The sequence below is a fragment of the Bacteroidota bacterium genome (assembly GCA_025059945.1).
Lineage (GTDB): Bacteria > Bacteroidota > Rhodothermia > JANXDC01 > JANXDC01 > JANXDC01.
Genome location: JANXDC010000004.1, coordinates 234,844 through 258,809 on the forward strand (window position 1 = coordinate 234,844; position 23,966 = coordinate 258,809).

Genomic DNA, 23,966 nt, shown 5'->3' on the forward strand with positions numbered 1-23,966 from the left:
GGAGCCCCCGCCTGTGGATCAAGCCCACCTGGCCCCAGCCGGGGTCCTTGTCGTAACTTCCCGGCTACTGTATTCAGAGGAGCTCCTCCGTATGCCGGACTCCGGCGAATCTGCGATCGCCCGCCTGGTGCCTCCTTTAGACGGTTGGCTGGAACGCCATCGGCTGCCCCCTTGGCTTTTGGGGCTAGGGTGGTCGTTTCTGGCCTGGATGTTGTTTCAGGCGATCGGCAGCGTGCTGCTGCTTAGCTACCTGTGGGCTCAGCACGTCGACCCGGGTGCCCTGTGGCGGCAAGAGCCCTTGGCTTCACGGGAGTCGGCGCGCGCCCTGCTCCTCGTCAACGCCCTGGCGCAGGTGCTCGTGCTGGGCCTGCCCACGTTGCTGCTGGCGCGGCTGCACAGCAGCCGTCCGGGCTTGTATCTGCGCCTGGAGCGGCCCGATGGGGGGCTGTTCGTGCTGGCCCTCGGCCTGATCTTCGTTGTGCAGCCCTGTATTCAGCTGCTGGCCGATTGGAACGCCCGCTTGCCTCTGCCAGAGGGCTACAAGGAGCTTGAGCGGCGACAGCTGGAGCTTTTGTTCCGGGCTCTTCAGGATCGCTCGGCGCTGCCGTTGCATCTGGTGCTCGTGGCGGCCATACCGGCTCTTTGTGAGGAGCTTTTGTTCCGCGGTTATGTGCTGCGTAACCTGATGCGCACGTGGCCCCTCTGGGCGGCCCTGCTGGTGTCGGGGCTGCTGTTTGGCCTCTACCACCTTAGGCTCACCCAGGTGCTGCCGCTGGCCCTGCTGGGGGTGTTGCTGGGATATCTGGTCTGGCGCACCGGAAGTGTGTGGACAGCGGTTGCCGTGCACTTCGCAAACAACGGGGCGACCGTGCTTGTGGCCGCCCTGCGCCCGGATTGGGTCCGACCCGACACCCAGGAGATGCTCTTCCCGTGGTATGCGGTGCTTCTGGCGCTTCCGCTGCTGGGGCTTTTGCTCTACGCCTTTGAACGCCGGGCTCGAGGGCTCTATGGCCGCGCCGTCGCCTGAGGGGTGGGTCGTATTGCGCACCTTCTTCGGGGAATTCGAGGCCCGGCTTGTGCAGGGTCGCCTGCTTGCGGCCGGACTTCCGGCTGTGCTGCTTTCCCAATGGGATCGCTCTTTCGGGTTGTTGCTCGGGGAACGAGCGGGGATCTACGTCTTGGTGCGCTCCGAAGACCGGCAGCGAGCCGAGCGGTTTCTGGCTGAGACCATGGATTCCTCTGATTTTCCCGAGGAAGCATGAAGGCGGAGCTGCCTCAGCGTCTGCTAGTGGGCTTGGGGCTTGCCCCGATCGTGCTGGCCGTCGTATACGTAGGGGGCTGGCTTTTTTGGGCCGCCCTGGCGCTTGTGGGCGCCTTGGCCGTGCGGGAGTGGAATGCGCTGCTTCGTCATGAGGGCGTTCATCCGAACGGCCCCCTCTCGCTTCCCTTGGGGGCGTTTTTGGCCGCTCGCGAGGCCTGGCCCGGCCTCTGGCCCTGGGGGCTGGCCGTGGGCGTGCTGGCGTTGCTGTTGGCAGAGCCGTTGCGGGGCCGGGGTAGACCCCTGGGCAACGTCTCCGCCTCCCTGGCGGGGCCCCTGTATGCGCCCTTTTTGATCGGGTTTCTGGGGGTTTTCCGTCGGGCCGAAGGCGCCCCGGAGGGCTGGGCCTGGGTGATGGGGCTGCTGTTGCTCGTCTGGGCGGCCGACACGGGGGCCTGGATGGGGGGACGGCTCTGGGGGCGTCATCCGCTCGCCCCCCGCATCAGCCCGGGCAAGACCTGGGAGGGCCTCTGGAGCGGGGCTTTGCTGACCGCGCTTGTGGCCCTTTTGCTGGGGTTTACGCTCTGGCACAAGCTAGCCGGCATCCACGTGGCCGTTTTGGCCGCGATCGCAGCCTTCGGAGGACCCATGGGGGATCTAGCCGAATCTTGGCTTAAGCGAGGCGTGGGGGTAAAGGATAGCGGTCAGCTGCTTCCCGGGCACGGCGGGATCTTGGATCGCATCGACGCCCTGGCCCCCGTATCGACGCTTGCCGCCTTCTACGCGCACGCTGTGGGTCTGTTATAAAAGGGAGCGGCAAAGCTATGGAGATGCGCATCTACCCCGTCACGTGGGCGCTGGCCCGCCCCTTCGGCATCAGCCGCGGGGTGCGCAGCCAGGTGCAGAATGTGATCGTGGAGCTGCATCAAGACGGCCGGGTGGGGATCGGAGAGGCCGCCCCGAACGCCCGTTATGGCGAAAGCCAATCCTCGGCCATCGCGTTTCTGGAGAGCCTGGACCTGAGGGGCTTTGAGCTACCCGAGGATCTAGATCGGGCCCTGGACTACGTCAACGCCCACGCCCCCGGGGAGTTTGCGGCCAAGGCCGCCGTGGACATCGCCTTGCACGATCTCTGGGCCCAGCTGCAGGGTCTGCCCCTGTATCGGCTCTGGGGGCTTAACCCGCGCAGCACCCTGCAGACCTCCTTCACCATCGGCATCGACACCCCGGAGGTGATCGAAGAGAAGGTCCGCGAGGCCGAGCGCTTTCCCATCCTCAAGGTCAAGTTGGGCACCCCGTACGATGAGGAGATCATCCGCACGATCCGGCGCCTTACGGATCGCACCCTGCGCGTGGACGCCAACGAGGGCTGGGAGCGCAAGGAGGCCCTGGAGAAGATCTGTTGGCTTGCAGACCAGAACGTCGAGCTCGTCGAACAACCTCTGCCGGCTGGGCGCTGGGAAGATCAGCTCTGGCTTCAGGAGCGATCTCCCCTGCCCATAGTGGCCGATGAGTCCGTGCAGCGACCCGAGGACGTCGCGCGCGCAGCGGAGGCTTTCGATGGGATCAACGTCAAGCTCATGAAATGTGGGGGGCTTCGAGAGGCCCGCCGTCTCATACAAGCGGCCCGCCAGCGGGGGCTGCGCGTCATGATCGGCTGCATGCTCGAAAGCGCCGTCGCGGCCACAGCCGGGGCTCTGCTGACGCCCCTGGCGGACTGGGCCGACCTGGATGGGCCGCTTTTGCTGGCCCAGGACCTCTTTGAGGGCGTGCAGGTAACGCAGGCGGCCTACTTGCGGCTTCCGGAGGGGCCAGGCTTGGGTGTGCGCCGCCGTCCGGAGTTCCCCTGGCCTCCGTAGGGAAGCATGCGGATTGGGCTTATTTACGAGCTCTTTGAGCACTTCCCCTGGGATCCCGACGACCCTCCGGATGCCGATGCCGAATGGGAACCGGAGGAAACCGTCCGGGCCCTGGAGGAGGCCCTTCGGCTGCTGGGTCACGACCCCATCCGACTGGGCGGCCCTGAAGCGCTCCTGCGGCGGGGGCGACCCGATGTGGAGGCCGCGCTTTCCATCGCTGAGGGGCGCAAGGGGCGCTTTCGGGAGGCGCGCGCCCTGGCCCTCCTGGAGCTTTGGGGCATTCCGTATCTGGGCTCCGATCCCCTGACCGTAGCCCTGTCGCTCGACAAGGCTTGGACCAAGGACTTGGTCGCGGCGGCCGGCGTGCGCACCCCGCCGTATCGGGTTTACCGCCCGGGCCAAATCCCGCAGCCGGATGAGCTGCCCGGGCCCTTTCCGCTCTTCGTTAAGCCCCGCTACGAGGGCTCTTCTAAGGGCATTACGGTCCACAGCCGCGTGGAGAGCTTCGGTGCGCTCTGCGAGCAGGTGCGCTGGGTGACCCGGACGTATCAGCAGGACGCGTTAGTGGAGGTCTTCATCGCGGGCGCGGAGTTCACCGTGGCCGTGGTGGGCCCGCCTGAGGCCCCGCGGGCGTATCCGGTTCTGCAGCGGGCTGTGGAGACGCAAACGGGTATCGGGCTACACGCCCTCGAACACCGCGGTATGCCCCGGGGAGCCTGGAGCTATCGGGCCGATTGGCCCATCACAGGGGAGCTGGAGCAGAGGCTACAGGAGGCGGCTCTTCGGGCTTATCAGAAACTGGAGTGTCGGGATTTCGCGCGGGCCGATTTTCGCGTCGATTCCGAGGGTCGGGTGTGGTTTTTGGAGATCAATCCGCTGCCCACCTTCTCTCCGGAGGGCACCTTTGGGGTCTTGGCCGAGTACTTAGGCCGATCGTATGTGGACTTCTTGGCCGAACTGCTGCAGCCGGCCCTAGAGCGGCTTGTTCGGCTCAAGCGGCCCTAGCCCAGGAACAGATCGATCAGATGGGCCAGGGTCTGCTTGAGTTGTTTGCGGTGTACGATCAGGTCTACGAATCCGTGTTCGAGCAGGAACTCGGCGCGCTGAAAACCCTTGGGCAGTTCGCTGCCGATGGTCTGCTTGATTACGCGCGGGCCGGCGAAGCCGATCAGGGCTCCCGGCTCGGCGATGTTCACGTCCCCCAGCATGGCGTAGCTGGCCGTTACCCCACCCGTGGTCGGATGCGTGAGCACGGAAAAGTAAGGCACGCGCGCCTCGGCCAGGCGGGCCAGCTTGGCGCTCGTTTTGGCCATTTGCATCAGGCTTAGGGCCGATTCCATCATGCGCGCCCCCCCGCTTTGGGAGATAACGATAAGCGGGGTGCGCTCCTCACGGGCCCGGTCGATGGCGCGCCCGATTTTTTCGCCGACCACGGACCCCATGCTGCCCCCAATAAAGGCGAAATCCATGCAGGCGATGATGGCCGGACGTCCGTGAATGAGCCCGGTGGCGGTCCGCACAGCCTCCAGCAGGCCGGTTTCCCGTTGGGCCTCCAGGAGCCGTTGCGCGTAGGGCTTGCGATCGACGAACTGCAACCGGTCCACGGGCCGCAGGTGGCCGTTGAACTCCTCACCGGAGCCCTCGTCAAAGAGAAGCTCAAAGTACTCCTCTGAGCCGATCTGTTGATGGTGTTGGCATTGGGGGCAGGTGTAGGCCTGCGCCCGCCACTGGCTGCGGTGAAAGATCTCCCCACAGCCCTCGCACTTTATCCACAGCCCAACCGGCACATCGCGGCGTGTGGTGCTCTGGATGCCGGATTCGGTTCGTTTGTACCACGTCATGGAACGCTCCCCGTTTACGCAAAGGGATCTCGAGGCGATCCGGGGACAAAATCTCGCAAGTACAGGGGCTCAAAAGAAGCGATATCGGCTCGCTGACCGGACCGAAATCGGCCAAAGGCCCGCTGCCCCACCCATTCGGCGGAGGGGCGCATCCAGGGATCGGGCAGCGAAATTGGGCTGATCCCCGAGCTGCGCAGCACGGGTGCGCTCTTGGCCGCTCCGTTGCCCACAAGCAGCACGGGCTCTGGGATTCGCTCCGGAAGCGCCTCAACCGAAAGCAGCTCCGGTCCCCAGCGCAGAAGGGGCCCGCTGTCGGCTGGCTCGTACAAGGCGGCATATACGTTTTGCCGGCGCGCATCCAGCAGGGCGAGCACACTGGCCCGCAGGTGGGCCGCAAGGGGGCTAACCCCCCAAGCGAGGGCTTCCAGGGTGGGCACGGCTATGAGCGCTAGATCGCAGGCCAAGCATAGCCCCTTGGCCGTGCTCGCCCCGATGCGCAAGCCCGTATATGAGCCCGGCCCGGCGGAGACGGCTACCGCGCTCAAATCCGCATACGCCCATCCCGCGTGGGCTAAGGCCTCCGCAATGGCCGGCACAAGCCGCTCTGCGTGCGCCTGCGGGCGCTCCAGCACCCAAAGCAGACGGGTGCGCTCGTCCTCCAGAAGCGCCACGCTGGCTACGGCCGTAGCCGTTTCCAAGGCCAAAATCCGGATCGGTCGATCTGCTTCGGCCGGCATGACAGGCCAAAGGTAAGGTCTTCCAGCATTTCGGCGCACAAGGGCGTGCTTTTAGCCGCACAAAATCCGATTTTTGTCCTTCGCACGCTAAACGGTGCAAGCACGTATGCGGACGCAACACGAAACCCCCTGGTACGTTCGGGTGGGCCGGCTGCTCAGCTGGTCTGGCCTTGTTCTGTGGCTCGGAGCCCTGATAGCGTTTGGCTACGCCGTAGCTCCCCTCCACTTTACCCTGCTGAAGGAGATCGGGACAAGCGCCCAAGTGATCGACGGTCAGCCGGGCTCCTATGGGCCCCGCACCGTGGCCGGATATCTGACGGGCGCGGTGCTGGAGCGGATTCGCACCCTGGAGTTCTGGGGTGCAGCCGCCCTCGCGGTGGGCACAGCGCTTCTGTGGCTTGGGCGTCGCCACAGGCCCCGGTGGCTGCTTGCGCGCTCCCTTTTTGTGGGGCTCATGGTGGGAACCTTTGCCGTTTACGCCGGAGCGATCGCCCCGCAGATGGAGGCGCTGCGTCGGGAGTTGCGGAGCTTCGACCTGCCGGCGGAACAAGACAAGCGGCCTGCGCGTGCCCAATTTGAGCGGCTGCACCGCTGGTATAGCCGCCTGGCTGGAGCAACCTTAGTGCTGGGCATCAGCCTGTTGGGGTTAAGCGGACTTGATACGCATGCGCGTGCTTCCCGAAGAGCCTCCTGAGGATCTGGATCGTCGCTGGGAACGGTTGTGTAAACGCCTGGCCGCGCGCTTCGGCAAAAGCCCTTCGCTGGAGGGTGTGTTGTTTCTGATCGGCTTGCGCGAACTGGGCCTGGGTTACGAGCCGGGATTGGAAAAAGAGGCAAAGCAGGACCTCATACAAGAAGGGGCCAACTACGCCCTAGCCGCCTTGGGGTACTTGGAGCCCATGGGTCGCGAGCCCCATACGGGTTTTACCCGATGGCGCTCGCTGCGGCCCTTGGATAAACCTTTAGACCCCGACAAGCAGGAGCGCCTGTTACGCTGGGCCGCTTGGCGGTACTTTTTGGCCTGTTGGCCGGATTTGGAGGAGGAAGCGGGATGAACGATCCCCACCATATGGAGGCGTATCCGACAGATCCCGAGGCGACGCTCTCCGAGCAAGAGCGACGCCGTCGTCAAGAGCTGGCCATGCTGCGCGCCCGCGGCATCGATCCCTATCCCGCGGAGGGCTTCCCGGTTAGCGCCCGCTCGGCGGAGATCTTGACCCGGTTTCGGGACCCCGATACCCTGGACGAGCAGGGCCAAGTCCCGGCAGAGCAGCGCTGGTACGTGGCCGTGGCCGGGCGCATCATGAGCCAGCGTATTATGGGCAAGGCCATGTTCTTTCACATCCAAGACGAGACCGGACGCATCCAGATCTACGCCCGACGCGACGAGCTGGGGGCGGAGTTTTACGACGAGGTGCTCAGAAAGCTTCTCGACATCGGCGACATCGTGGGGGTCCGGGGCTGGGTGTTTCGCACCCGGACCGGGGAGATCTCCGTACACGCCACGGAGGTCAAGCTACTGGCCAAATCCCTGCGTCCGCTTCCCTTGCCCAAGGAAAAAGACGGCAAGATCTACCATCCCTTTCAGGACAAGGAGCAGCGCTACCGGTTCCGCTACGTGGACCTGATCGTAAACCCCGGGGTGCGGGAGGTCTTTCGCAAGCGGACCCGGATGATCCGGGTGATCCGCGATTTTCTTGACGCCCGGGGCTATTTGGAGGTCGAAACCCCCGTGCTTCAGCCCCTCTACGGCGGAGCCACGGCCCGTCCCTTTGTGACCTACCATAATGCGTTGGGCATGCATCTGTATTTGCGCATCGCCGATGAGCTGTATCTGAAGCGGCTTATCGTGGGGGGCTTTGAGGGCGTCTACGAAATCGGCAAAGATTTCCGCAACGAAGGCATAAGCCGCTTTCATAACCCCGAATTCACCATGCTTGAGCTGTATGTGGCCTACAAGGACTATCTTTGGATGATGGAGTTGACGGAAGAGCTATTGGAAACCGTTGCGCGGGAGCTGCATGGATCCACCCAGGTGCGTTGGGGTGATCGGATCATCGATTTCCAACGCCCCTGGCGGCGCGTGAGCTTCTTTGACGCCCTGAAAGAGGCCATCGGTTACGACTGCTATGGTTTAAGCCGAGAGGAGCTGGCCGAGCTTGCCCGCTCGCTAGGTGTGTCGGTGGATCCCTCCATGGGGGCGGGCAAGATCCTGGATGACCTCTTCAGCACCTTTGTTGAACCCACATGTATCCAGCCCACGATCGTCATGGACTATCCCCTAGAGCTTAGCCCGCTGGCTAAACGGCACCGATCGAAGCCGGGCTTGGTGGAGCGCTTTGAGGTCCTTTGCAACGGCAAGGAGCTTTGCAACGCTTTCTCCGAGCTCAACGACCCCATAGATCAGCGGGAACGCTTTCTTGAGCAGGCCCGGCTGCGGGCGCAAGGCGACGAAGAAGCCATGGAGCTTGATGAGGACTTTCTGCGCGCCCTCGAATACGGCATGCCCCCCACGGCTGGGCTCGGGATAGGCATTGACCGATTGGCCATGATCATGACCGGACAAGAGTCGATTCGGGACGTGATCCTGTTTCCCCACATGCGACCCCTTGAGTCGTATCGGGGTGCTAGCGCAGCTTTCTCCTCACCCGCACAAGATGGGGCCGATCCGCATGCCGAACACCCCAGATAGCACGGCAAAGGGCCGTTGGGCCATCGAGGCCGAGGGCCTGGTCAAGGCCTACGGGGCCCGCAGGGCCGTCGACGGGGTGAGCTTGCGCGTAGCGTCGGGTTCTTGTGTGGCCATTTTGGGTCCTAACGGGGCGGGCAAGACGACGCTCGTGCGGCTTCTGTATGGTTTTCTGCGCCCCGATGCGGGCGAGATCCAATATTTTGGTCAGCCTCTAGAGGGAAACCAGGAGGCGATCAAACGCTGGATCGGGGTGGTAACGCAAGAGGACACGCTGGATCCGGACTTCACCGTTGAGGAAAACCTTGAGGTCTACGCCCGTTACTTCGGGTTAAGGCCCCGAGACGTGCGCGAGCGCATCGAGGAGCTGCTGGAGCGCTTCGCGCTTCGAGACAGGCGTCGGGCGCTGCCCGCGGAGCTTTCCGGCGGACTCAGGCGCCGTGCGCAGATCGCTCGCGCCCTGGTGCACGAGCCTCGCGTTTTGTTTCTGGATGAGCCCACGACGGGGCTGGATCCGCAGGCGCGCTTGAACGTCTGGGAGCTCCTGCACGGCCTGCGCAAGGAGGGCCTTCTGATCGTGCTCACCACGCACTACATGGAAGAGGCCCAGCGGCTGGCCGACTGGATCGTGCTCTTGGAAGGGGGCCGAATCGTTGCCGAGGGCACAGCGTCGGAGCTCATCCGGGCGCATTTTATGGGCTATATCTTGGAGCTGCCCGATGGGCCCGAGGCTCGCCGGGCGCTCAACGGGCGGCCCGTGCGCGCTTTCCTGGATAGGCTCTGGATGGAGGTGTCCCCCCAAGAGGCGGTCGCGCTTCTGGGCCGTTTTGGGCAGAGCGCCTACGTGCTTCGTCCGCCTAACCTGGAGGACGTGTTTTTAAAGTTTACCGGAACCTCGTTGCGCGAATAGTACGCAGCCCCTCCCCTCACTATGCGCCAACATCCTTACACGTGGGCGACACGCCTAAAGATCGGGCTCATTGTGGCAGCGGTCGGTATTGCGGTGGGCTCGCTTGTGTATACGCACCGCCTGGTGCTTCAGCTAGAGGCCCGAGAGCGGGCCGATATCGAGCTTTGGGCCCGAGCGGTTGAATACCAAGTGGAGGCCCTCGAGAACCCCTTTCAGGAGGAATTCGAGCAGCTCTACGCCTGGTTTGCGCGCCTACCTCGGACCGCCTCGATCGGGCTCGATAGCGGGCGCTTTCAGCGCTGGCAAGAAGCGCTCGACTACGCCAGACGGCAACTGGGGGCGCGTGATGCGGAGTTCGTCGTCACGCACATCGTGACGGCCAACCGGTTTCAGGTCCCGGCCTTGCTCACGGACGAATCGGGTCGGGTCGAGTTTGCCCTCAACGTTCCCATAAATCCGGCTTGGAGCGAACCCAGGCGACAGGCTTATCTGCAGCAGCTGCGGCAGCGCATGGCGCGCGAACATGAGCCCATCGTAATCCGTTATGGCAACGACACGCTGCAGCGGGCGCAGTACATTTACTACGGGGAGTCGCCCACGATCGAGGCGCTTCGCTGGTTTCCTTGGGTGCAGCTGCTCGTAACGGCCCTGTTTGTGCTCGTCGGATACTGGGGGTTTGCCTACGTGCGCCGAGCCGAGCAAAGCAACCTCTGGGTGGGGATGGCCAAAGAGACCGCTCACCAACTGGGAACTCCGCTTATGAGCCTGCAGGGCTGGCTCGCTTGGCTGGAGGCGCAGGGCGATCCCCGCAACGCAGAGGCGCTAAAAGCCATACGCGAGGACGTAACGCGCTTGGAGCGCGTGGTCAGGCGCTTTTCGCAGATTGGATCCGTCCCTCAACTGCGTCCGGAACCTCTGCAGCCGCTAGTGGAGCGCGTCGTGGCGTATTTCCGGGCCCGCCTGCCAAGGCTGGGCAGAGCAGTGGAGATCCGGCCTGAGGTGCCCGAGGGGCTTCAGGCTCTTGTGAACGCCGAGCTTTTCGAATGGGCCCTGGAAAACCTGGTGCGCAACGCCCTGGACGCCCTTGAAGGCTCCGAGGGTCGCATAACGATTCGGGCTCGGGCCGAGGGCCGGTCCGTGATCCTGGAGGTAACGGACACGGGCAGGGGCATCGAGCGGCGGTACTGGCGCGCCATATTCCGGCCGGGTTTTACCACCAAGCTACGCGGCTGGGGCCTGGGCCTGAGCCTTGTGCGTCGCATCATCGAAACCTATCACGGGGGCGCCGTGCAGGTGGCCGACTCTCGTCCGGGATTCGGCACCACGATGCGCATTCGCCTACCCGTTGCGTAGGGGATCGTCCTTATGTGGCTAGAGTACCTCTGGACGATTGTGGTGCTGGCCTTCCTGGAGGGCCTGCTTTCGGCGGATAATGCACTTGTACTGGCCATTTTGGTCAAGCACCTGCCCCCGGAGCAGCGCCTAAGGGCGCTCACCTATGGGCTGGTGGGGGCCTACGTGTTTCGGTTTTTGGCCATCTTGTTTGCCACCGTGCTCATTCAGATCTGGCAATTTCAGGCTTTGGGGGCGGCCTATCTGTTGTATGTGGCGTTGCGGCATTTGCTCGAAAGGCGGGCCGAAGGTCCGGATCGCCTCGCGCCTGCAGGGTCGGGGTTCTGGGGCACGGTGGTGAAGGTGGAGCTGGCCGATATCGCCTTCGCCATAGATTCGATTCTGGCCGCCGTGGCTTTGGTGCAGAGCTTACCCCCGAGCTCTTGGCCCCCGATAGGAGGGCTCGACGGCGGTCGCTTTGCCGTGGTCATCCTGGGCGGATTCATCGGGGTAGCCGCCATGCGTCTGGTGGCGGGTTTCTTTATCGGGCTACTGCAGCGTTTCCCGGGCCTAGAGCGGGCCGCTTACCTGATCGTGGGCTGGATCGGGATCAAGCTCGCCGTAGTGGCCTTAAGCCACCCCAAGTTGGCCGTTTTGCCCCATGGGTTGCCAGAGGAGACCTGGTATAAGCTCATCTTCTGGGGGGTGTTGCTGGCGCTCTTCTTTGGCGGTTTGCTTGTGCGACCGGCCCGTCCTCTTGCGGCGGTCGTCGAGGAGAAGCCGCTCAAGGAACAGACATCTTCTGGGGATAGCCATGGGTCCTGAAACGCCGTTGCTGTGGACGGCCATCGGCGCCGGCGTGGGCCTTCTGGGGGCGATGTTGGGGATAGGCGGTGGACTCTTCGTTAGCCCCCTATTGCTGCATCATTACGAGCACATAGCCAAACTGGATTCCACCCACGTGGCCCCTCTGGCAACGGCCACCTCGCTGCTAAGCGTCTGGGCGACGAGTCTCTCCGGGACCTTGGGGCATGCGCGGCAACGCAACGTCGCTTTCCGAGAGGCGCTGAGCGCGGCTCTAAGCGGAGCCATAACGAGCTGGACGGTAGCGCGTTTTATCACCACCCAGCCCTGGTACAGACCGGAAGTGCCGCGTCTGGTGCTGGTGAGCCTGTTTGCCCTGCTTCTTTTGCGCATGCTCTTTGAAGGCCGCTCGTTCAGATCTTCTGATCGGGCGTTCTTGGGCTGGGTTTCGCCGCTTGTGGGTGTGGCTGCCGGAATGCTTTCGGCTCTGGTTGGCGTGGGCGGGGGCGTGGTCATGGTGCCCTTGTGGCATTACTGGGGCGGTATGGAGATGCGGCGGGCGGCGGGAACTTCCATGGCCGCGATCTTGCCCATCAGCACGGTGGCCTTGATCACATACGCCGTCCGGGGTTGGGGTCTTTCGGGGTTGCCTCCGCACAGCCTGGGCTATGTGGATTACGGAACTGCGCTGCCGTTGTTAGTGGGGGGCATCTTGGGCGCTCCCCTAGGTTCTCGGCTTGCGAGCCGGATTTCCCCCATCTGGTTGCGTCGGATCTTCGCCCTTGTGGCGCTCGGCATGATCGGGTATCTATTGGCCAGCTAGAGCGTTCCCAAAGGGTCCACCTCTACTACGCAGCGCACCGCAGGATACTGCTCCTGAAGCGCTTTCAGGGCCTGACGGAGCGGGGCCAGAAGGCGGGAGCGTGCTGCGGGACTGAATTTGAGCAGCACCTGAAACCGATACGTTCGCTTGACAAGCCGGATGAGCGCCGCCTCCGGTCCGAGCACGAGCGCGCCCGTTTGGGCGGCGCGTATCCTGTCGGCAAACCAGACGGCAGCCTCTCGGGCGCGCTCCTCTCGGCCATGGCGAAATTCCAACAGGATCAGGCGCCCACAGGGAGGATAGCCCAAAGCGCGGCGCTGGGCTAACTCGTGCGCGAAAAAGCCCTCGTAATCGTGGTGGGCCGCCATGCGCAGGCTGTAATGTTCCGGGTTTCGGGTCTGCACGATCACCTCCCCGGGTAGGTGCTTGCGTCCTGCGCGGCCGGCCACCTGCGCGATCAGCTGAAAGGTTCGCTCTGCGGATCGGAAATCCGGCAGCCGCAGGCTTATGTCCGCGTTGATCACCCCGACGAGCGTCACATAGGGAAAATCCAACCCCTTAGCCACCATCTGAGTGCCCAGCAGCACGTCAGCTTCCCGCTTAGCGAAGCGGCGCAGCAGCCGGGCGTGCGCGCCCTTCTGGGCTGTGGTGTCCAGATCCATGCGGATCACCCGCGCCTCCGGAAACCGCGCCCGGAGGTCCTCCTCGACCCGCTGCGTGCCGACGCCTATAGGCATAAAGCGCACCCCTTGGCACCGCGGACAGCAGTCCGGGGCCCTCTCCGCGTGACCGCAATAGTGGCAACGCACTTGGCGAGCGCTTTTGTGATAGGTGAGCGTCACCGCGCAGAAGGCGCACATCGGGGTCCATCCGCAGTCCTGGCACTCCAAGACGGGCGCATAACCTCTGCGGTTTTGCAATAGGATAACCTGCTCCCCTCGACGCAAGCGCTCCTGTAGGGCCCGCTCTAGAGGGGCCGATAGGCTTCCTTTGCAAGGATGGCGCGTAAGGTCAATCAGACGCACCTCAGGCAGCTGGGCCTCGTGAATGCGCTCGGGCATCCTGAGCAGCAGGAACTTGCCCGTGCGCGCGTTCTGATACGCCTCGAGCGAGGGCGTGGCAGAGCCCAACACGCAAACGGCCCCCGAGAAAGCGGCGCGCTGCACGGCCACGTCGCGCGCATGGTAGCGAGGGGCAGGATCCAGCTGTTTATAGCTGGGCTCGTGTTCCTCGTCGACCACAATCAGGCGCAAATCCCGAACGGGGGCGAAAACGGCCGATCGGGCGCCGATGACCACGCGAAAGCGCCCAGCGTGGATTCCCCGGTACGCGTCGGCCCGTTCGCCTTCGGAAAGCCGGCTGTGCAAGGCCACGACCGCCTCGGCGCCCAGGTGGCCGCAGAAGCGCTCTACGATTTGCGGCGTAAGAGCAATCTCCGGCACTAACACGATGGCCGATCCCCCCGATCGCAGCACCCAGCGAATGGCCTCGATGTAGACCTGAGTTTTGCCGCTTCCCGTTACCCCATGCAGCAGAAACGTCCGGTAGCGCCGCTGCCGAAGGGCCTCTTCGATGGCCGAAAGCGCTTGGCGTTGCGCTTCGGTCAACGTGATCTTCGACGGGGCCGAATCGGGCTTCGCCGACTCGGCGCGCAGCCGAGGGCGTCTGTCGGCCCGGATAAGACCCTTTGCCTGTAGAGCCTGCAGGGCTGAGCGCGACGTGCGGAGTCGGCCTTTAAGTTCCGAGGCGGACAAGGGTCCGTCTGCGGCAAGTAGCTCTTCTAGCAAGCGTGCCTGCGCTGGCGCCCGCTCTTTGAGTGCATCCAGCGCTTCGGGGGCGCGTCCCTTCGGGGTGAGCTCGTAGTAAGTTTCCGACAAAGGGGCGGGCTCCGCGGATCGGGTGCGCCCCTCCAGGCGCACAAACCCGAGCTCGGCAAGGCGCAACAGATCCGAAAACCGCACGCCGTCTCGTTCTAGCTTTCTTGCATGCACTCCCTGCGCGGCGTGCAGACGCGCCAGGATCGCCCGAAGCCGTTTGGGTAGCTCCGCTTCGCCCTCCTTCCGAACAGGGTAAACCCGATAATCCTGCTCCGGCTCAAATACTCCGGGCAGGGCGGCTCGGAGCGCTTCTCCCCAAGAGCACAGGTAATAGGAGGCCACCCAACGTGTAAGCCGCAGCAGCTCCTCGGAGACGATGGGCTCGGCATCCAGCACATCCAAGATCGGCTTAGGCGTTATGCCCTTTGGCGGCTGTTCGCACCATCCGGCTAGAAGCCCGATATCGCGCCGACGGCCAAAGGGCACGACAACCCGTACGCCGGGCTTTAGACGGGCCGTAAGCTCCGGAGGCGTCGCGTACGTGAAAAGACCCCCCTCCTCCGATTCCCAGTCGATGGGGGGTAGCGGCAGGACGATCTGCGCGTATAAGTCCGAGCGACTCACGGCCGCAAGTTAGCCTTTGCGTTGGGGGTCTACAACGCTCTCCCGGTGGCGCAGAAGGAGGCGACGGCGTTATGTTTTCGCTCCCGTGGAGCTAGAGCGCTACATCCGTCAAATCGTCTTGCCCGAGGTGGGGTTTCAGGGGCAGGAGCGCCTGCGTCGTTCCAGCGTGCTCATAATCGGCCTAGGGGGGCTGGGCTCGCCCCTGGCCTACTACCTGGCCGCAGCCGGGGTGGGCCGGCTGGGGCTGGTTGAGTTCGACCGAGTGGAGCTGGCCAACCTGCACCGGCAGATTCTCTACAGCACCCCCGATGTGGGGCGAAGCAAACTCGCCGCGGCCTCTGAGCGGCTGCGGGCCCTCAATCCAGAAGTAGAGCTACGGCTGTACGAAGAGCCCCTCGGACCGGAGAACGCCCTGCGTTTGCTGGAGGGCTTTGATGTGGTCGCAGACGGCTCGGATAACTTTCCGACCCGTTACGCCGCAAGCGACGCCTGCGTTCGACTGGGGCTGCCGTACGTGTACGGAAGCGTCTACCGGCTAGAGGGGCAGGTAGGCGTGCTGGCGGGCGGCGGCGCCTGCTACCGCTGCCTGTATCCCCAGCCCCCGAATCCGGATCAGGTGCCCAGCTGCGCCACTGCCGGCCTGCTGGGACCGATGACGGGCCTTATCGGCTCATTTCAAGCCCTGGAGGTGCTCAAGATCCTGCTGGGCCTGGGGCGTCCCCTTCGGGGTCGGGTGCTGCACGTAGACGGCCTGCGGGGGGAGGTGAGGGTCTTTTCGGTGGAGCCGGATCCGCGCTGTCCCGTCTGCGCTGGCCTGGAGGGCCCAGCCCTCACGACCGGTCGCTGCACCTTAAGCGCGCCGGCCCTGGAGCCCGAGGTGCTTTGGGCGCGCCTGAGCCGCGGAGACGTGTGTGTGTTTTTGGACGTGCGCGACGCCCTCGAGCGCGCCACGGGCCACCTGGGGGGGCTCTGGATACCGCTTGTTGAGTTAAACGGGCGCATTCAGGAGCTAGCCCCCTACCGGGACCAAGAGCTCATCGTCTACTGCGAAGAGGGCCAACGCAGCGCTCGAGCTGTGGAGTGGCTGCGGCAGTGTGGCTTTAGCCGGACCTATAGCCTCGCCGGTGGCCTGCGTCGCTGGCGGCAACGGGGCCTTCCGCTTCAAGGCGGCTAATCGAACAGTTGGGCAACGGCTTCCTCGAACGTGTACAGCCCCGTGCGGTGTCGAATCCAGCTTGCCGCCCAAAGGGCCCCCTCGGCGAAGATGCTGCGGCTGCGGGCCTCGTGCCGAATCCGAAGCCGTTCATGCAGTCCATCAAAACCCGCCTCATGCTCGCCTGGGATCTCGCCGGCCCGGATGACGGCCGCGGTTCGGGCGCCAAAGTGGGGCTCTAAAATCCTCTGCAACCGAAGGGCGGTGCCGCTCGGGACGTCGCGCTTGTGCCGATGGTGCGCCTCCAGTACATAGGCGTCGAAGGTGCCCAGCCGTCCCAACAAGGCAGCGGCGCGCTCCACAAGTCGAAAGAACACCTGTACACCGAGCGAGAAGTTAGGCCCATACACAACGCCCGTCGGGCGTTCCCGGAGCAGGGCCTGTAGCTCGGGAACGTGTTCATACCACCCCGTGGTGCCGATCACCATCCGGCATCCGGCCTGAATGGCGATGCGCGCAGCTGGTAGCACAGCCTCAGCGTGCGAAAAATCCAGCATCACGTCCACACCTTCCAGCTGCTCCGGGTGCTCCAGTCGATGGGACCGGTCAAACCGTTCGGCTACGGTCCATCCATAGCGCTGCGCTAGCGTCTCTAGCTCATGCCCCATGTGCCCATATCCGTGCAGAGCCAAAATCAAGCGTTCCATATTTCGATGCCTCCATCCTCAGCAGGATCTAAGCCACAAGGTCTTAATTTGCTTGAGGCGCTTGCCATAAGGATTCGGCCTCATAAAGGGGCCAGATCCAGACCGGATGCGGTCCGAATCGGCGGAGGTGTTGCGTCCGTTCCGGCTCAGGGCCTCTTTCTTCGTAGGCGATGTGGTGAGCGCACCATCCTCGTCCCATTTCGGAGTGTGCGGGCCGGGAAGTTGGCTCGGTCTCTTCTGGGGGCTTCGTGTGTCCGTTCAGGCGGCTCTGTCGCAGCAGCCGGCTCAGTATGAAAAGCAGACCGAGTGTGCTCAACAACCCGCCTACTAAGAGCGTCTGCAATCCGGCGGGCTCTTGTAGGAGGGAGCTCGCCTCCGAAGCCTCTGCCCGCAGTGGAGCCCGTAGGCGATCGGCCAAAATATCTCGGATGCGTTCCCACGCGAGGGTCGGCACAAGCAAAGAAAGGGAATCCTGAGCCCGCCATTGGTACCAGTCCGCGTAAAACCGGTTGGCGGTCGGCACGCGGGGTGCGTATCGACTCGCATACGGCCAACGGGAGCGCATGAAGGACCCCCGCGTTTGATCTACTACGAGCCATAAGTCCGGGCTCAAAGCTACGGCCGTCTGCACGTGACTGGGCTCGGGCATCACGATGCGCGCCGGCACGTTCGCCATCCGAAGCAAGGCCACGTAGGCCATCTCCAGTTCGCTGCACCAACCGAAGCCGTACAGCAAGGTGTCCCCCCACCGGTATCGCGGAGCGGGCGCCAAGAGGTCCTCTAAAAAAACGCGAGGAACGCGCTCCATCCGGTCCTCTGAGGCCGGCCAAGGGTGATCCGAGCGCAGCACGCCGCTCAGAGGACGGCTTCGCCAGAGCAGGGAATCGTCGGGGTAGAGCCGTTCCAGTTCCGCTCGGCGCTCTAAGGGCACGTAACGCACCCCAAGCCAACCTCCAGGCCGGAGGAGTTCATATAGCAGCCCCGCTATGGCCCAGCGCCGGCGTGCCACGCTATCCCGCTCCAGCCCATATTGAAGGGCCAGCGCGTGCCATCGATCTTCTTTTTGGCGCTCGTAGACGGGGGCGAACGTCGTCCGGATCGCCCGCATGACCTCGGGCAAGGGGAGAAGAGAGTCTGACGTGGCCGCAAGCAACAGTAGCGCACCCCAACCCGTTGGCATGGTAAAGGCTCTTCTTTGGGCTTGACTCTGCAAAGAAAAAAATCATCGCCTTCCTCATTAAAGGCCGGCGTTTGCGGCCGTGGTCGGCTTCAGAGCGGAAGGCCTTAAGGCTTTTGGGAGGCGCGCAACTTGCCAGGGCTCTGTTGACAGCTTAACGAAGAGGCGGCTATATTTGATAATACACGATTGGGCGCATAGCTCAGGTGGTTTAGAGCGCTTGCTTCACACGCAAGAGGTCCGGGGTTCGAATCCCTGTGCGCCCACCCGCGAAAAACCCCAAAACCCAACCCAAGGGGGCGATTGCCTCGGGGTTGGGGTTTTTTGCTTTATTTTCCCGATGAGGTCCGCCATTTCGGATGAGGGTCGCCGAGCGCTCGTGCGCGGAGGAGAGGGCTTTCGTATTTTGCGTGGCCCGTTCAGGCATCGGGGATGATGATGGCCACTTCAGGGCGCTTTGTGGTGGGCACAGACCGCAACGTAGGCAAGACGGTGCTTTCGGCCGCGTTAGTGGCATTGTTGCGCGAACGCGGGGTGCCGGCGACCATGATGACCCCGATCGAAACCGGAGGCATGGTAGAGGACGCCTACGAGTTGCTGCAGCAGATTGGAGTGCAAGAGCCCCGTCGCCTGGTTACGCCCATTCGTTATGAGACTCTAGCCTCTCCTTACGTGGCCAGCCTGATCGAACGCCGGCCGGTGGATCTAGATCTCATCGAAGCGGCCTTTCAGGAGCAGGTGCGCTCCGGCAAATTTGTGATTGTCGAGGGGGCGGGGGCGCGGGTCCCGCTGGCCAAAGGGGTTTTCATGCTCGATCTGATGCGGCGTTTGGGGCTTCCTGCGCTCATCGTGGCGCGCTCCGGACGCGGCACGCTCAATCATTGTTTGCTTACGCTAGAGGCGCTCGAACGGGCTGGCATCGCGGTTGATGGGTTTATTTTAAACGGATTCGGCCAGTATGGAGAGGGTTTTGCTGAGGCGCTTAACCCCGAAGTTTTAGAGGAGCTGGCCGCTCCAGTGCCCGTGTTGGCCGTTGTCGAATGGCGTCCTCAGTACCAAGGTAACATAGAGGCTCTGATTCGTGATCTAGCCAAACAGCCTAAACTGCGGCTATACTTGGACGAGTTGGCCGCCTCTGTGGGCCCCGCGCTAGCTTGATGGGGCAAAAACCTATGGAAACCGTGCACCAGTGTTTCAAGGAGCATTCGGCTGAGCGGCTGCGGCAGTGGGTCTGTGGATGGGTGGATGCGACCCCTAAGGGTTCATCTGCAGGTGCGGTGCGGGCTCTGATCGTACCCGGGCGCTTTGATTCGGACTCCGGCCCCGTGGCCGCGGCGGCTTTTCGGGCTGTACAGGGTGAGCCCTTTGACACCGTCGCCATCGTGGCCTCAAGCCCTGTGGGCGCTTTTCAGCGCATATCGATCACCGAAGTCGATGCCTATGAGACCCCCTTGGGGGTGATCCGAATTGATGACGGGTTGCGCAACGAGCTCTGCGATGAAGACGACGACATTTTTCTCTCCAGCGAAGGGCATGAGCATAACGCGGGCATCGAGGCGCAGCTGCCCTTTCTGCAGTGCGTGTTGCCGGGCTCCTTTGGGCTTGTGCCCATTGTCATGGGCTGGGAGACGTGGGATTTCTGCCGCGAGCTCGGTAGCGCCCTAGGTGAGGTGCTCTCGATTCGGAATGCGCTTTTGATCGCCGCAGCCGAGGTGCGATCGGCCACTCAAGCGGCCTTAGCGGAGCTTGTGCGCCTGCTGGAGGGGCTGGAGGTTGAGCGTTTATCTGCCTTCTTGCACGCCCAGCAGGTTGAGCTCTTTGGGGTAGGACCTGTATTGGCCACGCTTATGGCCGCTGGTGATTTGGGGGCAAATCGAGCGCGTGTTGTAGCTCTTCGGCACAGGGCCGATGGCTCGGCGGATCTCGGCTTGCTCGTCTATCGAGCGGACTAGGGGGCTATGGAGGCGCGCACCGAGCCCGTTGTGGCGCTTGTGGGAGCAGGGGCCGTCGCCACAAGCCTAGCCCATGCCCTGCGGATGCAAGGGGTCTCCATAGCGGCGGTCTTGAGTCGCTCTTCCGCTTCTGCAGAGGCCTTGGCCCATGCGGTGGGGGCTGCCGCGTGGGGGAGCCTCGGGCGCGTTCCCCTTCCCCCGGTCACCGACGTCTTCATCGCCGTGCCGGATAGCGCGCTCTCTGCGGTGGTCGCGAGCTTGGCTGAGGGCTCATGGGAGGGGGTTTGGGTAGCCCACCTCTCCGGGGCCTTAAGCCATCAGGAGCTGGATCCCTTGCGCCGTCGGGGCGCACGGATCTGCTCCTTTCACCCCATGCAGAGCTTCATTCGGGGTCGCTTAAGTACCTTTGCCGGCATCTGCATCGGGGTGGAGGGGGAGCCTGAGGCGGTGGCCAGGGCTACCTGGTGGGCCGAACAAATCGGAGCGCGTCCCATTCTGGTGCCGGGCTCGGCTAAGGGGGCCTACCACCTAGCCGGTACTATGGCCAGCAACTATCTGGTCGCTTTGCTCGGCATCTCGAGCGAGATCTTGGCTAGCTTAGGCCTGAGCAGCGCGCAGGCCCTGGAGTTACTGCGTCCCCTTGTGCGGGGGGTTCTGGAGAACGCGGAAGCGCTTCGATGCCCGGAGCAGGCCCTATCCGGTCCCATTCGACGCGGGGATGCGGTGACCCTGCGGCGTCACGGACGGGTGCTTGCGGAACGCTTCCCGCATCTCATCCCTGTTTATGTGGCCCTAGGCGTGGAGACTTTACGCCTCGCTGTTCGCCAAGGCTGGCTCAATCCGGAGCGGGCGCAGGCCGTTTTGGCTGAGTTGGAGGCCATGCTGCGGCTGGATCCTTCGGTAGAGGCCCCGTTATGATCCGCAAAACCGATGCGCTTGTGCTGCGCGCCCTTGATTACGGGGAGACGAGTCGAATCGTCACCTTATATAGCCGCCGATTCGGCAAGCTGACCCTCATGGCCAAAGGCGCTCGGCGCCCGGGCAGTCGCCTGGCCGCTTGCCTGGAGCCTTTAGCTTACATTGAGGCAGTCTTTTATTACCGAGCGGGACGGGAGCTGCAGTACCTCTCAGATTGCGCTTTCATCCGCCCCATGCCCCGCTGGGGCGAGGATGTGGAGCGAGCCGCTTTGGGGTCGTTCCTGTTGGAATGGCTAGATCGTCTCACCCCGGAGGGGGAGCCCAATCCTATGCTGTTCAACTGGGCTCTGCGAGCCCTGGCCTCCATTTACGAGGGCAGGGGGCAGAAGCGCACGTGGGCTCTTCTGTTTCTGTTGCGGGCGCTGCCCCTCATAGGGTACACCCTGCGGATCGAGGCGGAGGCGGGTTGCTCAGGTCCCGGATCGTGGGTCTTAGAGGCGGCGCACGGCCGCATAGCACCCCAGGGGGGCGTCGAAACCTATGCACGGCCTATATCGGCGGCCGCGGTGCGCTTGCTGGAACCCCTTTTGCGAGATCCCGTAGAACGGATACAACATTTGGTAGTGCCTGCTGGGGTGTGGGACGAACTGGTCGGGCATGTCTATGCGTTTGTGCAGGCGCATCTGGGGCCGCTGCCTCAGGTGCGCAGTTGGGAAGTATTGCGCAGTATGCTGATTAGGGAGCGGGGCGAAGCGCTATGAGGCGAATTCGATGGATCTGGGCTGCCGGGCTGATGTTGCTGGGGGTCTTGATCGGGGCCCTGGGCGTATCGCACTTCGGTCCGAGCCGTCCTCGGCCTCTTTGGGGGAACTCGGGCGGGGAGCCGCCTCTGATTGGAAAGGCCACTTATGAGCCGATTGATCCCGGCTTGGCGGGTACGCTTAACGAGCTCTTCGTGCGCGTGGCGCGTCAGGTCAGGCCTACAGTGGTCTACATTATGGTGGAAAGCCGGCTTCGGGCTGTACCCCCCCAGGACCGGTTCCACCAGTTTGATCCCGGCGATCCGCGTTGGCGCCGTTTCTTTGAGCGCCCCCGACAGGGCGCGGGCTCCGGGGTGATCGTAAGCTCCGACGGATACATCGTGACCAACGACCACGTCGTTGAGGGGGCTAGCGAGGGGGGGATTCGGGTGCAGTTGGCCGACAAGCGCGAGTTTACGGCCCGGCTTGTGGGGCGGGATCCCTCCACGGATCTGGCTGTGCTGAAGATCGAAGCCCGAGGGCTTCCGGCGATCGCTATCGGAAACTCCGATGCGGTGCAGGTAGGAGAGTGGGTCTTGGCGATCGGCAACCCGTTTCGGCTTACCTCCACGGTCACGGCCGGTATCGTGAGCGCCACGGGCCGCAACGTGGGCGTGATCAACGAGCGCTTCGGCATTGAGGACTTTATCCAGACCGATGCCGCGATCAACCCCGGCAATTCCGGGGGAGCGCTCGTGAACCTGCGCGGAGAGCTCATCGGCATTAACACGGCCATCGCCACCGAGGGGGGGTCTTATGAGGGCTACGGGTTCGCTATCCCTTCGAACATGGTGCGGCGCATTGCCGAGGATTTGATTCGTTACGGCACGGTACGGCGGGGCTTCATCGGCGTCGAAATTGCGGATGTAGACGACGCCCTGGCGCGTCGGGTAGGCTTAGAGCGTGTAATGGGCGCGGTCATTAACCGCGTTCTGCCCAATGGAGCGGCCGAGCAAGCGGGTCTCCGGGTGGGGGATATCATCTTGCAGGTGGGCGGGGAAGAGGTAGAGGCGGCCAACCACCTGCAGTCCAAGGTGCTCAAGTACCGTCCTGGTGATCGGGTCCCCCTGCTCATCTGGCGGGAGGGCCGTGCGTACACGGTGCAGGTCGTGTTGCAGGGACCTGAGGATCAGCCGATCCGTCGGTGGGCGCAGGCTCCTTCGGAGGAGGCCGATACCTCCGGGGGGTCCTTCCCGCTCCCCTTGCCGGATCCGGAAAACCCCGAAGAGGCCACCTTGAGCGCCTGGGGATTGGTCTTAGAGCCTATCTCCCCAGACCGCAAACGAGGGCAAGGGACCTCGGCCGGGGTTCGGATTCGTCAGATCACGCCCGGCAGCTTGGCTGCGCGGCGGGGCCTTGAGCCGGGCTCTGTGCTGTTGGCGATCGGTCGCCATTCAGTACGCTCTCTCGTAGAAGCCCAACAGGCGTTGTCGCAAGCGCTGCGCGCCGGCGGTGCCCTGCTTAAAGTGCGTCGGCCAGATGGGACGGTGTTGTACTACGATCTTTACTGGACGCAACGATGACGAGCGCGCCGGAAACACGACCTGATACATCGACAGCTCAGCTCCTTCGCATCGGCAAATCAGCAGCCGCCTCTGCATGAGGGCCGCACCGAAATAAAAAACCAAGGGGTGGCGGTGCACACCACCCCTTAACCATATTTTTGGACGGGGTGAAACTTATGCTGCTCTGGGTATGGGCGCCGTTTCCAGTCCTTCTTCTAAACTCTTGGCTCGAGCTATGGCATAGACCATGATCCCATATATGGGCTTTGCGAGAATATCGGCAATACTATACCCTACCTGAACGGCGACTTCTTGCGTTGCCCCACCAGGCAGCCAGCTACCCAATACGTAAGCAATAGGATAAAAGCCCCAGGAGGCAAGCAGCAGTAGGCGCGTATTCCGAAGCAGTATGTTGACTTGGTCGCTGTACTTGGCTTCTTTGACTACTCGACTAAGCTCTATCCACAGCACATATAGGATGTACACGAATGGTATGCTGGACAAAGTTCCCCACAAATTGCGTGTTGCAACATCTCTACTGACTTCTCCAACATAACCCAAGCCTAGCATCAAAATAGCGGCAAATACCAATCGAATCGACAAGCTCTGAGTGCGATTCTTTGGAAGTCCTAGTACTAATATCAGCTCCACCAGAAGCAGAGGGACTGTTACGAGCCAATCGGCATACCGATAGAAGTCGTTAAACGGTTTACCGGTCGGAATGTAGCGTCCATCAACAAGTTGAAACGCTCCTGTCCAACTCTCCCAAATGCGTAGGTAATGATAGGCCGCAACAAGTACAATTACCGCTGAAAGGTAGAGTGCAATGCGGTACCTCTGGTTAACACGCTCTCTAGATAGGATAAAATACACGAAGGCAGCCAGCATGCCGGCTATGGTAAGAGAAATGACGTTAAATACAAGCCAATACTGGCCATACGTGAGCTCCGGTAACGTTCTCATAGCTGCTTCTCCTCTATCATCTTTGCCTTTTGAAAAACATAGAATTTGAGGGGGAAAGTTCCCTCCTTATTGATTTGACCCCCCTACGTTAACGGGC

24 protein-coding genes and 1 tRNA gene are annotated in these 23,966 nt (G+C 63.1%); 19 read left to right on the forward strand and 6 right to left on the reverse strand.

Annotation, left to right across the window (positions count from 1 at the left end; genetic code table 11):
- The first annotated feature begins 91 nt into the window (after nucleotides 1-91).
- From NZ993_02965 to NZ993_02985, 5 genes are read left to right on the forward strand one after another with little or no spacing between them, the layout of a single operon-like run.
- Nucleotides 92-1,027, forward strand: coding sequence for a CPBP family intramembrane metalloprotease (locus NZ993_02965; protein MCS7154757.1), 936 nt, complete (start codon nucleotides 92-94; stop codon nucleotides 1,025-1,027).
- The gene (locus NZ993_02970; protein ID MCS7154758.1) at nucleotides 1,008-1,262 is read left to right on the forward strand and encodes a hypothetical protein; all 255 of its coding nucleotides are present in this window, start codon (nucleotides 1,008-1,010) and stop codon (nucleotides 1,260-1,262) included. Before NZ993_02965 ends, NZ993_02970 begins: the two co-directional genes overlap by 20 nt.
- The gene (locus tag NZ993_02975; GenBank protein MCS7154759.1) at nucleotides 1,259-2,065 is read left to right on the forward strand and encodes a phosphatidate cytidylyltransferase; all 807 of its coding nucleotides are present in this window, start codon (nucleotides 1,259-1,261) and stop codon (nucleotides 2,063-2,065) included. Before NZ993_02970 ends, NZ993_02975 begins: the two co-directional genes overlap by 4 nt.
- Nucleotides 2,066-2,082: 17 nt before the next feature.
- On the forward strand, nucleotides 2,083-3,117 hold the full coding sequence (locus tag NZ993_02980; protein ID MCS7154760.1) for a dipeptide epimerase: 1,035 nt from the start codon (nucleotides 2,083-2,085) through the stop codon (nucleotides 3,115-3,117).
- 6 nt (nucleotides 3,118-3,123) lie between these two features.
- Entirely contained in the window at nucleotides 3,124-4,122 is a 999-nt protein-coding gene (locus NZ993_02985; protein MCS7154761.1) for a D-alanine--D-alanine ligase, read from the forward strand.
- Here the strand turns inward: NZ993_02985 and accD are convergent.
- Both accD and tsaB read right to left on the reverse strand, forming a co-directional pair.
- Nucleotides 4,119-4,958 (reverse strand): acetyl-CoA carboxylase, carboxyltransferase subunit beta, encoded by an 840-nt coding sequence (gene accD, locus NZ993_02990; GenBank protein ID MCS7154762.1) that lies wholly within the window; start codon nucleotides 4,956-4,958, stop codon nucleotides 4,119-4,121. The genes NZ993_02985 and accD overlap by 4 nt on opposite strands.
- 14 nt (nucleotides 4,959-4,972) lie before the next feature.
- The gene (gene tsaB, locus NZ993_02995; GenBank protein MCS7154763.1) at nucleotides 4,973-5,734 is read right to left on the reverse strand and encodes a tRNA (adenosine(37)-N6)-threonylcarbamoyltransferase complex dimerization subunit type 1 TsaB; all 762 of its coding nucleotides are present in this window, start codon (nucleotides 5,732-5,734) and stop codon (nucleotides 4,973-4,975) included.
- A 67-nt stretch (nucleotides 5,735-5,801) separates the two neighbouring features.
- Here tsaB and NZ993_03000 point away from each other — a divergent pair, with 67 nt between their 5' ends.
- From NZ993_03000 to NZ993_03030, 7 genes are read left to right on the forward strand one after another with little or no spacing between them, the layout of a single operon-like run.
- Nucleotides 5,802-6,389 carry a primosomal replication protein gene (locus NZ993_03000; protein MCS7154764.1) on the forward strand — a complete coding sequence of 196 codons (588 nt, stop codon included), beginning with the start codon at nucleotides 5,802-5,804 and terminating at the stop codon, nucleotides 6,387-6,389.
- Nucleotides 6,361-6,750, forward strand: a complete 390-nt coding sequence (locus tag NZ993_03005; protein MCS7154765.1) for a hypothetical protein — start codon at nucleotides 6,361-6,363, stop codon at nucleotides 6,748-6,750. Before NZ993_03000 ends, NZ993_03005 begins: the two co-directional genes overlap by 29 nt.
- The gene (gene lysS, locus NZ993_03010) at nucleotides 6,747-8,387 is read left to right on the forward strand and encodes a lysine--tRNA ligase (protein ID MCS7154766.1); all 1,641 of its coding nucleotides are present in this window, start codon (nucleotides 6,747-6,749) and stop codon (nucleotides 8,385-8,387) included. The genes NZ993_03005 and lysS overlap by 4 nt, the downstream gene beginning before the upstream one ends.
- Nucleotides 8,368-9,294: an ABC transporter ATP-binding protein gene (locus NZ993_03015; GenBank protein ID MCS7154767.1), complete on the forward strand. Its 927-nt coding sequence runs from the start codon at nucleotides 8,368-8,370 to the stop codon at nucleotides 9,292-9,294. The genes lysS and NZ993_03015 overlap by 20 nt, the downstream gene beginning before the upstream one ends.
- Nucleotides 9,295-9,315: 21 nt before the next feature.
- Nucleotides 9,316-10,647 (forward strand): HAMP domain-containing histidine kinase, encoded by a 1,332-nt coding sequence (locus tag NZ993_03020; GenBank protein MCS7154768.1) that lies wholly within the window; start codon nucleotides 9,316-9,318, stop codon nucleotides 10,645-10,647.
- Between the two features lie 12 nt (nucleotides 10,648-10,659).
- Nucleotides 10,660-11,451, forward strand: a complete 792-nt coding sequence (locus NZ993_03025) for a TerC family protein (GenBank protein MCS7154769.1) — start codon at nucleotides 10,660-10,662, stop codon at nucleotides 11,449-11,451.
- Nucleotides 11,441-12,253: a sulfite exporter TauE/SafE family protein gene (locus tag NZ993_03030; GenBank protein MCS7154770.1), complete on the forward strand. Its 813-nt coding sequence runs from the start codon at nucleotides 11,441-11,443 to the stop codon at nucleotides 12,251-12,253. Before NZ993_03025 ends, NZ993_03030 begins: the two co-directional genes overlap by 11 nt.
- Here the strand turns inward: NZ993_03030 and priA are convergent.
- Nucleotides 12,250-14,694 carry a primosomal protein N' gene (gene priA / locus NZ993_03035; GenBank protein MCS7154771.1) on the reverse strand — a complete coding sequence of 815 codons (2,445 nt, stop codon included), beginning with the start codon at nucleotides 14,692-14,694 and terminating at the stop codon, nucleotides 12,250-12,252. The two genes, NZ993_03030 and priA, sit on opposite strands and share 4 nt — an antisense overlap.
- 16 nt (nucleotides 14,695-14,710) lie before the next feature.
- Here priA and NZ993_03040 point away from each other — a divergent pair, with 16 nt between their 5' ends.
- Complete coding sequence (locus NZ993_03040; GenBank protein MCS7154772.1) at nucleotides 14,711-15,868, forward strand: HesA/MoeB/ThiF family protein; 1,158 nt, start codon at nucleotides 14,711-14,713, stop codon at nucleotides 15,866-15,868.
- Here NZ993_03040 and NZ993_03045 read toward each other — a convergent pair.
- Both NZ993_03045 and NZ993_03050 read right to left on the reverse strand, forming a co-directional pair.
- A complete protein-coding gene (locus NZ993_03045) occupies nucleotides 15,865-16,554 on the reverse strand; it encodes a dihydrodipicolinate reductase (GenBank protein ID MCS7154773.1) in 690 nt (229 codons plus the stop codon). The two genes, NZ993_03040 and NZ993_03045, sit on opposite strands and share 4 nt — an antisense overlap.
- 43 nt (nucleotides 16,555-16,597) lie before the next feature.
- Nucleotides 16,598-17,734, reverse strand: coding sequence for a hypothetical protein (locus NZ993_03050; protein ID MCS7154774.1), 1,137 nt, complete (start codon nucleotides 17,732-17,734; stop codon nucleotides 16,598-16,600).
- Nucleotides 17,735-17,922: 188 nt separating this feature from the next.
- On the opposite strand from NZ993_03050, the gene NZ993_03055 reads away from it, so the two are divergent.
- From NZ993_03055 to NZ993_03080, 6 genes are all read left to right on the forward strand, one after another.
- A tRNA-Val gene (locus tag NZ993_03055) sits at nucleotides 17,923-17,997 on the forward strand.
- A 166-nt stretch (nucleotides 17,998-18,163) separates the two neighbouring features.
- Nucleotides 18,164-18,889: a dethiobiotin synthase gene (gene bioD / locus NZ993_03060; GenBank protein ID MCS7154775.1), complete on the forward strand. Its 726-nt coding sequence runs from the start codon at nucleotides 18,164-18,166 to the stop codon at nucleotides 18,887-18,889.
- Between the two features lie 14 nt (nucleotides 18,890-18,903).
- Nucleotides 18,904-19,683 carry an AmmeMemoRadiSam system protein B gene (gene amrB, locus NZ993_03065; protein MCS7154776.1) on the forward strand — a complete coding sequence of 260 codons (780 nt, stop codon included), beginning with the start codon at nucleotides 18,904-18,906 and terminating at the stop codon, nucleotides 19,681-19,683.
- Nucleotides 19,684-19,689: 6 nt separating this feature from the next.
- Nucleotides 19,690-20,601: a DUF2520 domain-containing protein gene (locus NZ993_03070; GenBank protein ID MCS7154777.1), complete on the forward strand. Its 912-nt coding sequence runs from the start codon at nucleotides 19,690-19,692 to the stop codon at nucleotides 20,599-20,601.
- Complete coding sequence (gene recO, locus NZ993_03075) at nucleotides 20,598-21,362, forward strand: DNA repair protein RecO (GenBank protein ID MCS7154778.1); 765 nt, start codon at nucleotides 20,598-20,600, stop codon at nucleotides 21,360-21,362. The genes NZ993_03070 and recO overlap by 4 nt, the downstream gene beginning before the upstream one ends.
- A complete protein-coding gene (locus tag NZ993_03080) occupies nucleotides 21,359-22,924 on the forward strand; it encodes a Do family serine endopeptidase (GenBank protein ID MCS7154779.1) in 1,566 nt (521 codons plus the stop codon). Before recO ends, NZ993_03080 begins: the two co-directional genes overlap by 4 nt.
- 156 nt (nucleotides 22,925-23,080) lie before the next feature.
- Here the strand turns inward: NZ993_03080 and NZ993_03085 are convergent, their stop codons facing one another.
- A complete protein-coding gene (locus NZ993_03085) occupies nucleotides 23,081-23,869 on the reverse strand; it encodes a bacteriorhodopsin-like (protein ID MCS7154780.1) in 789 nt (262 codons plus the stop codon).
- Nucleotides 23,870-23,966: the final 97 nt, after the last annotated feature.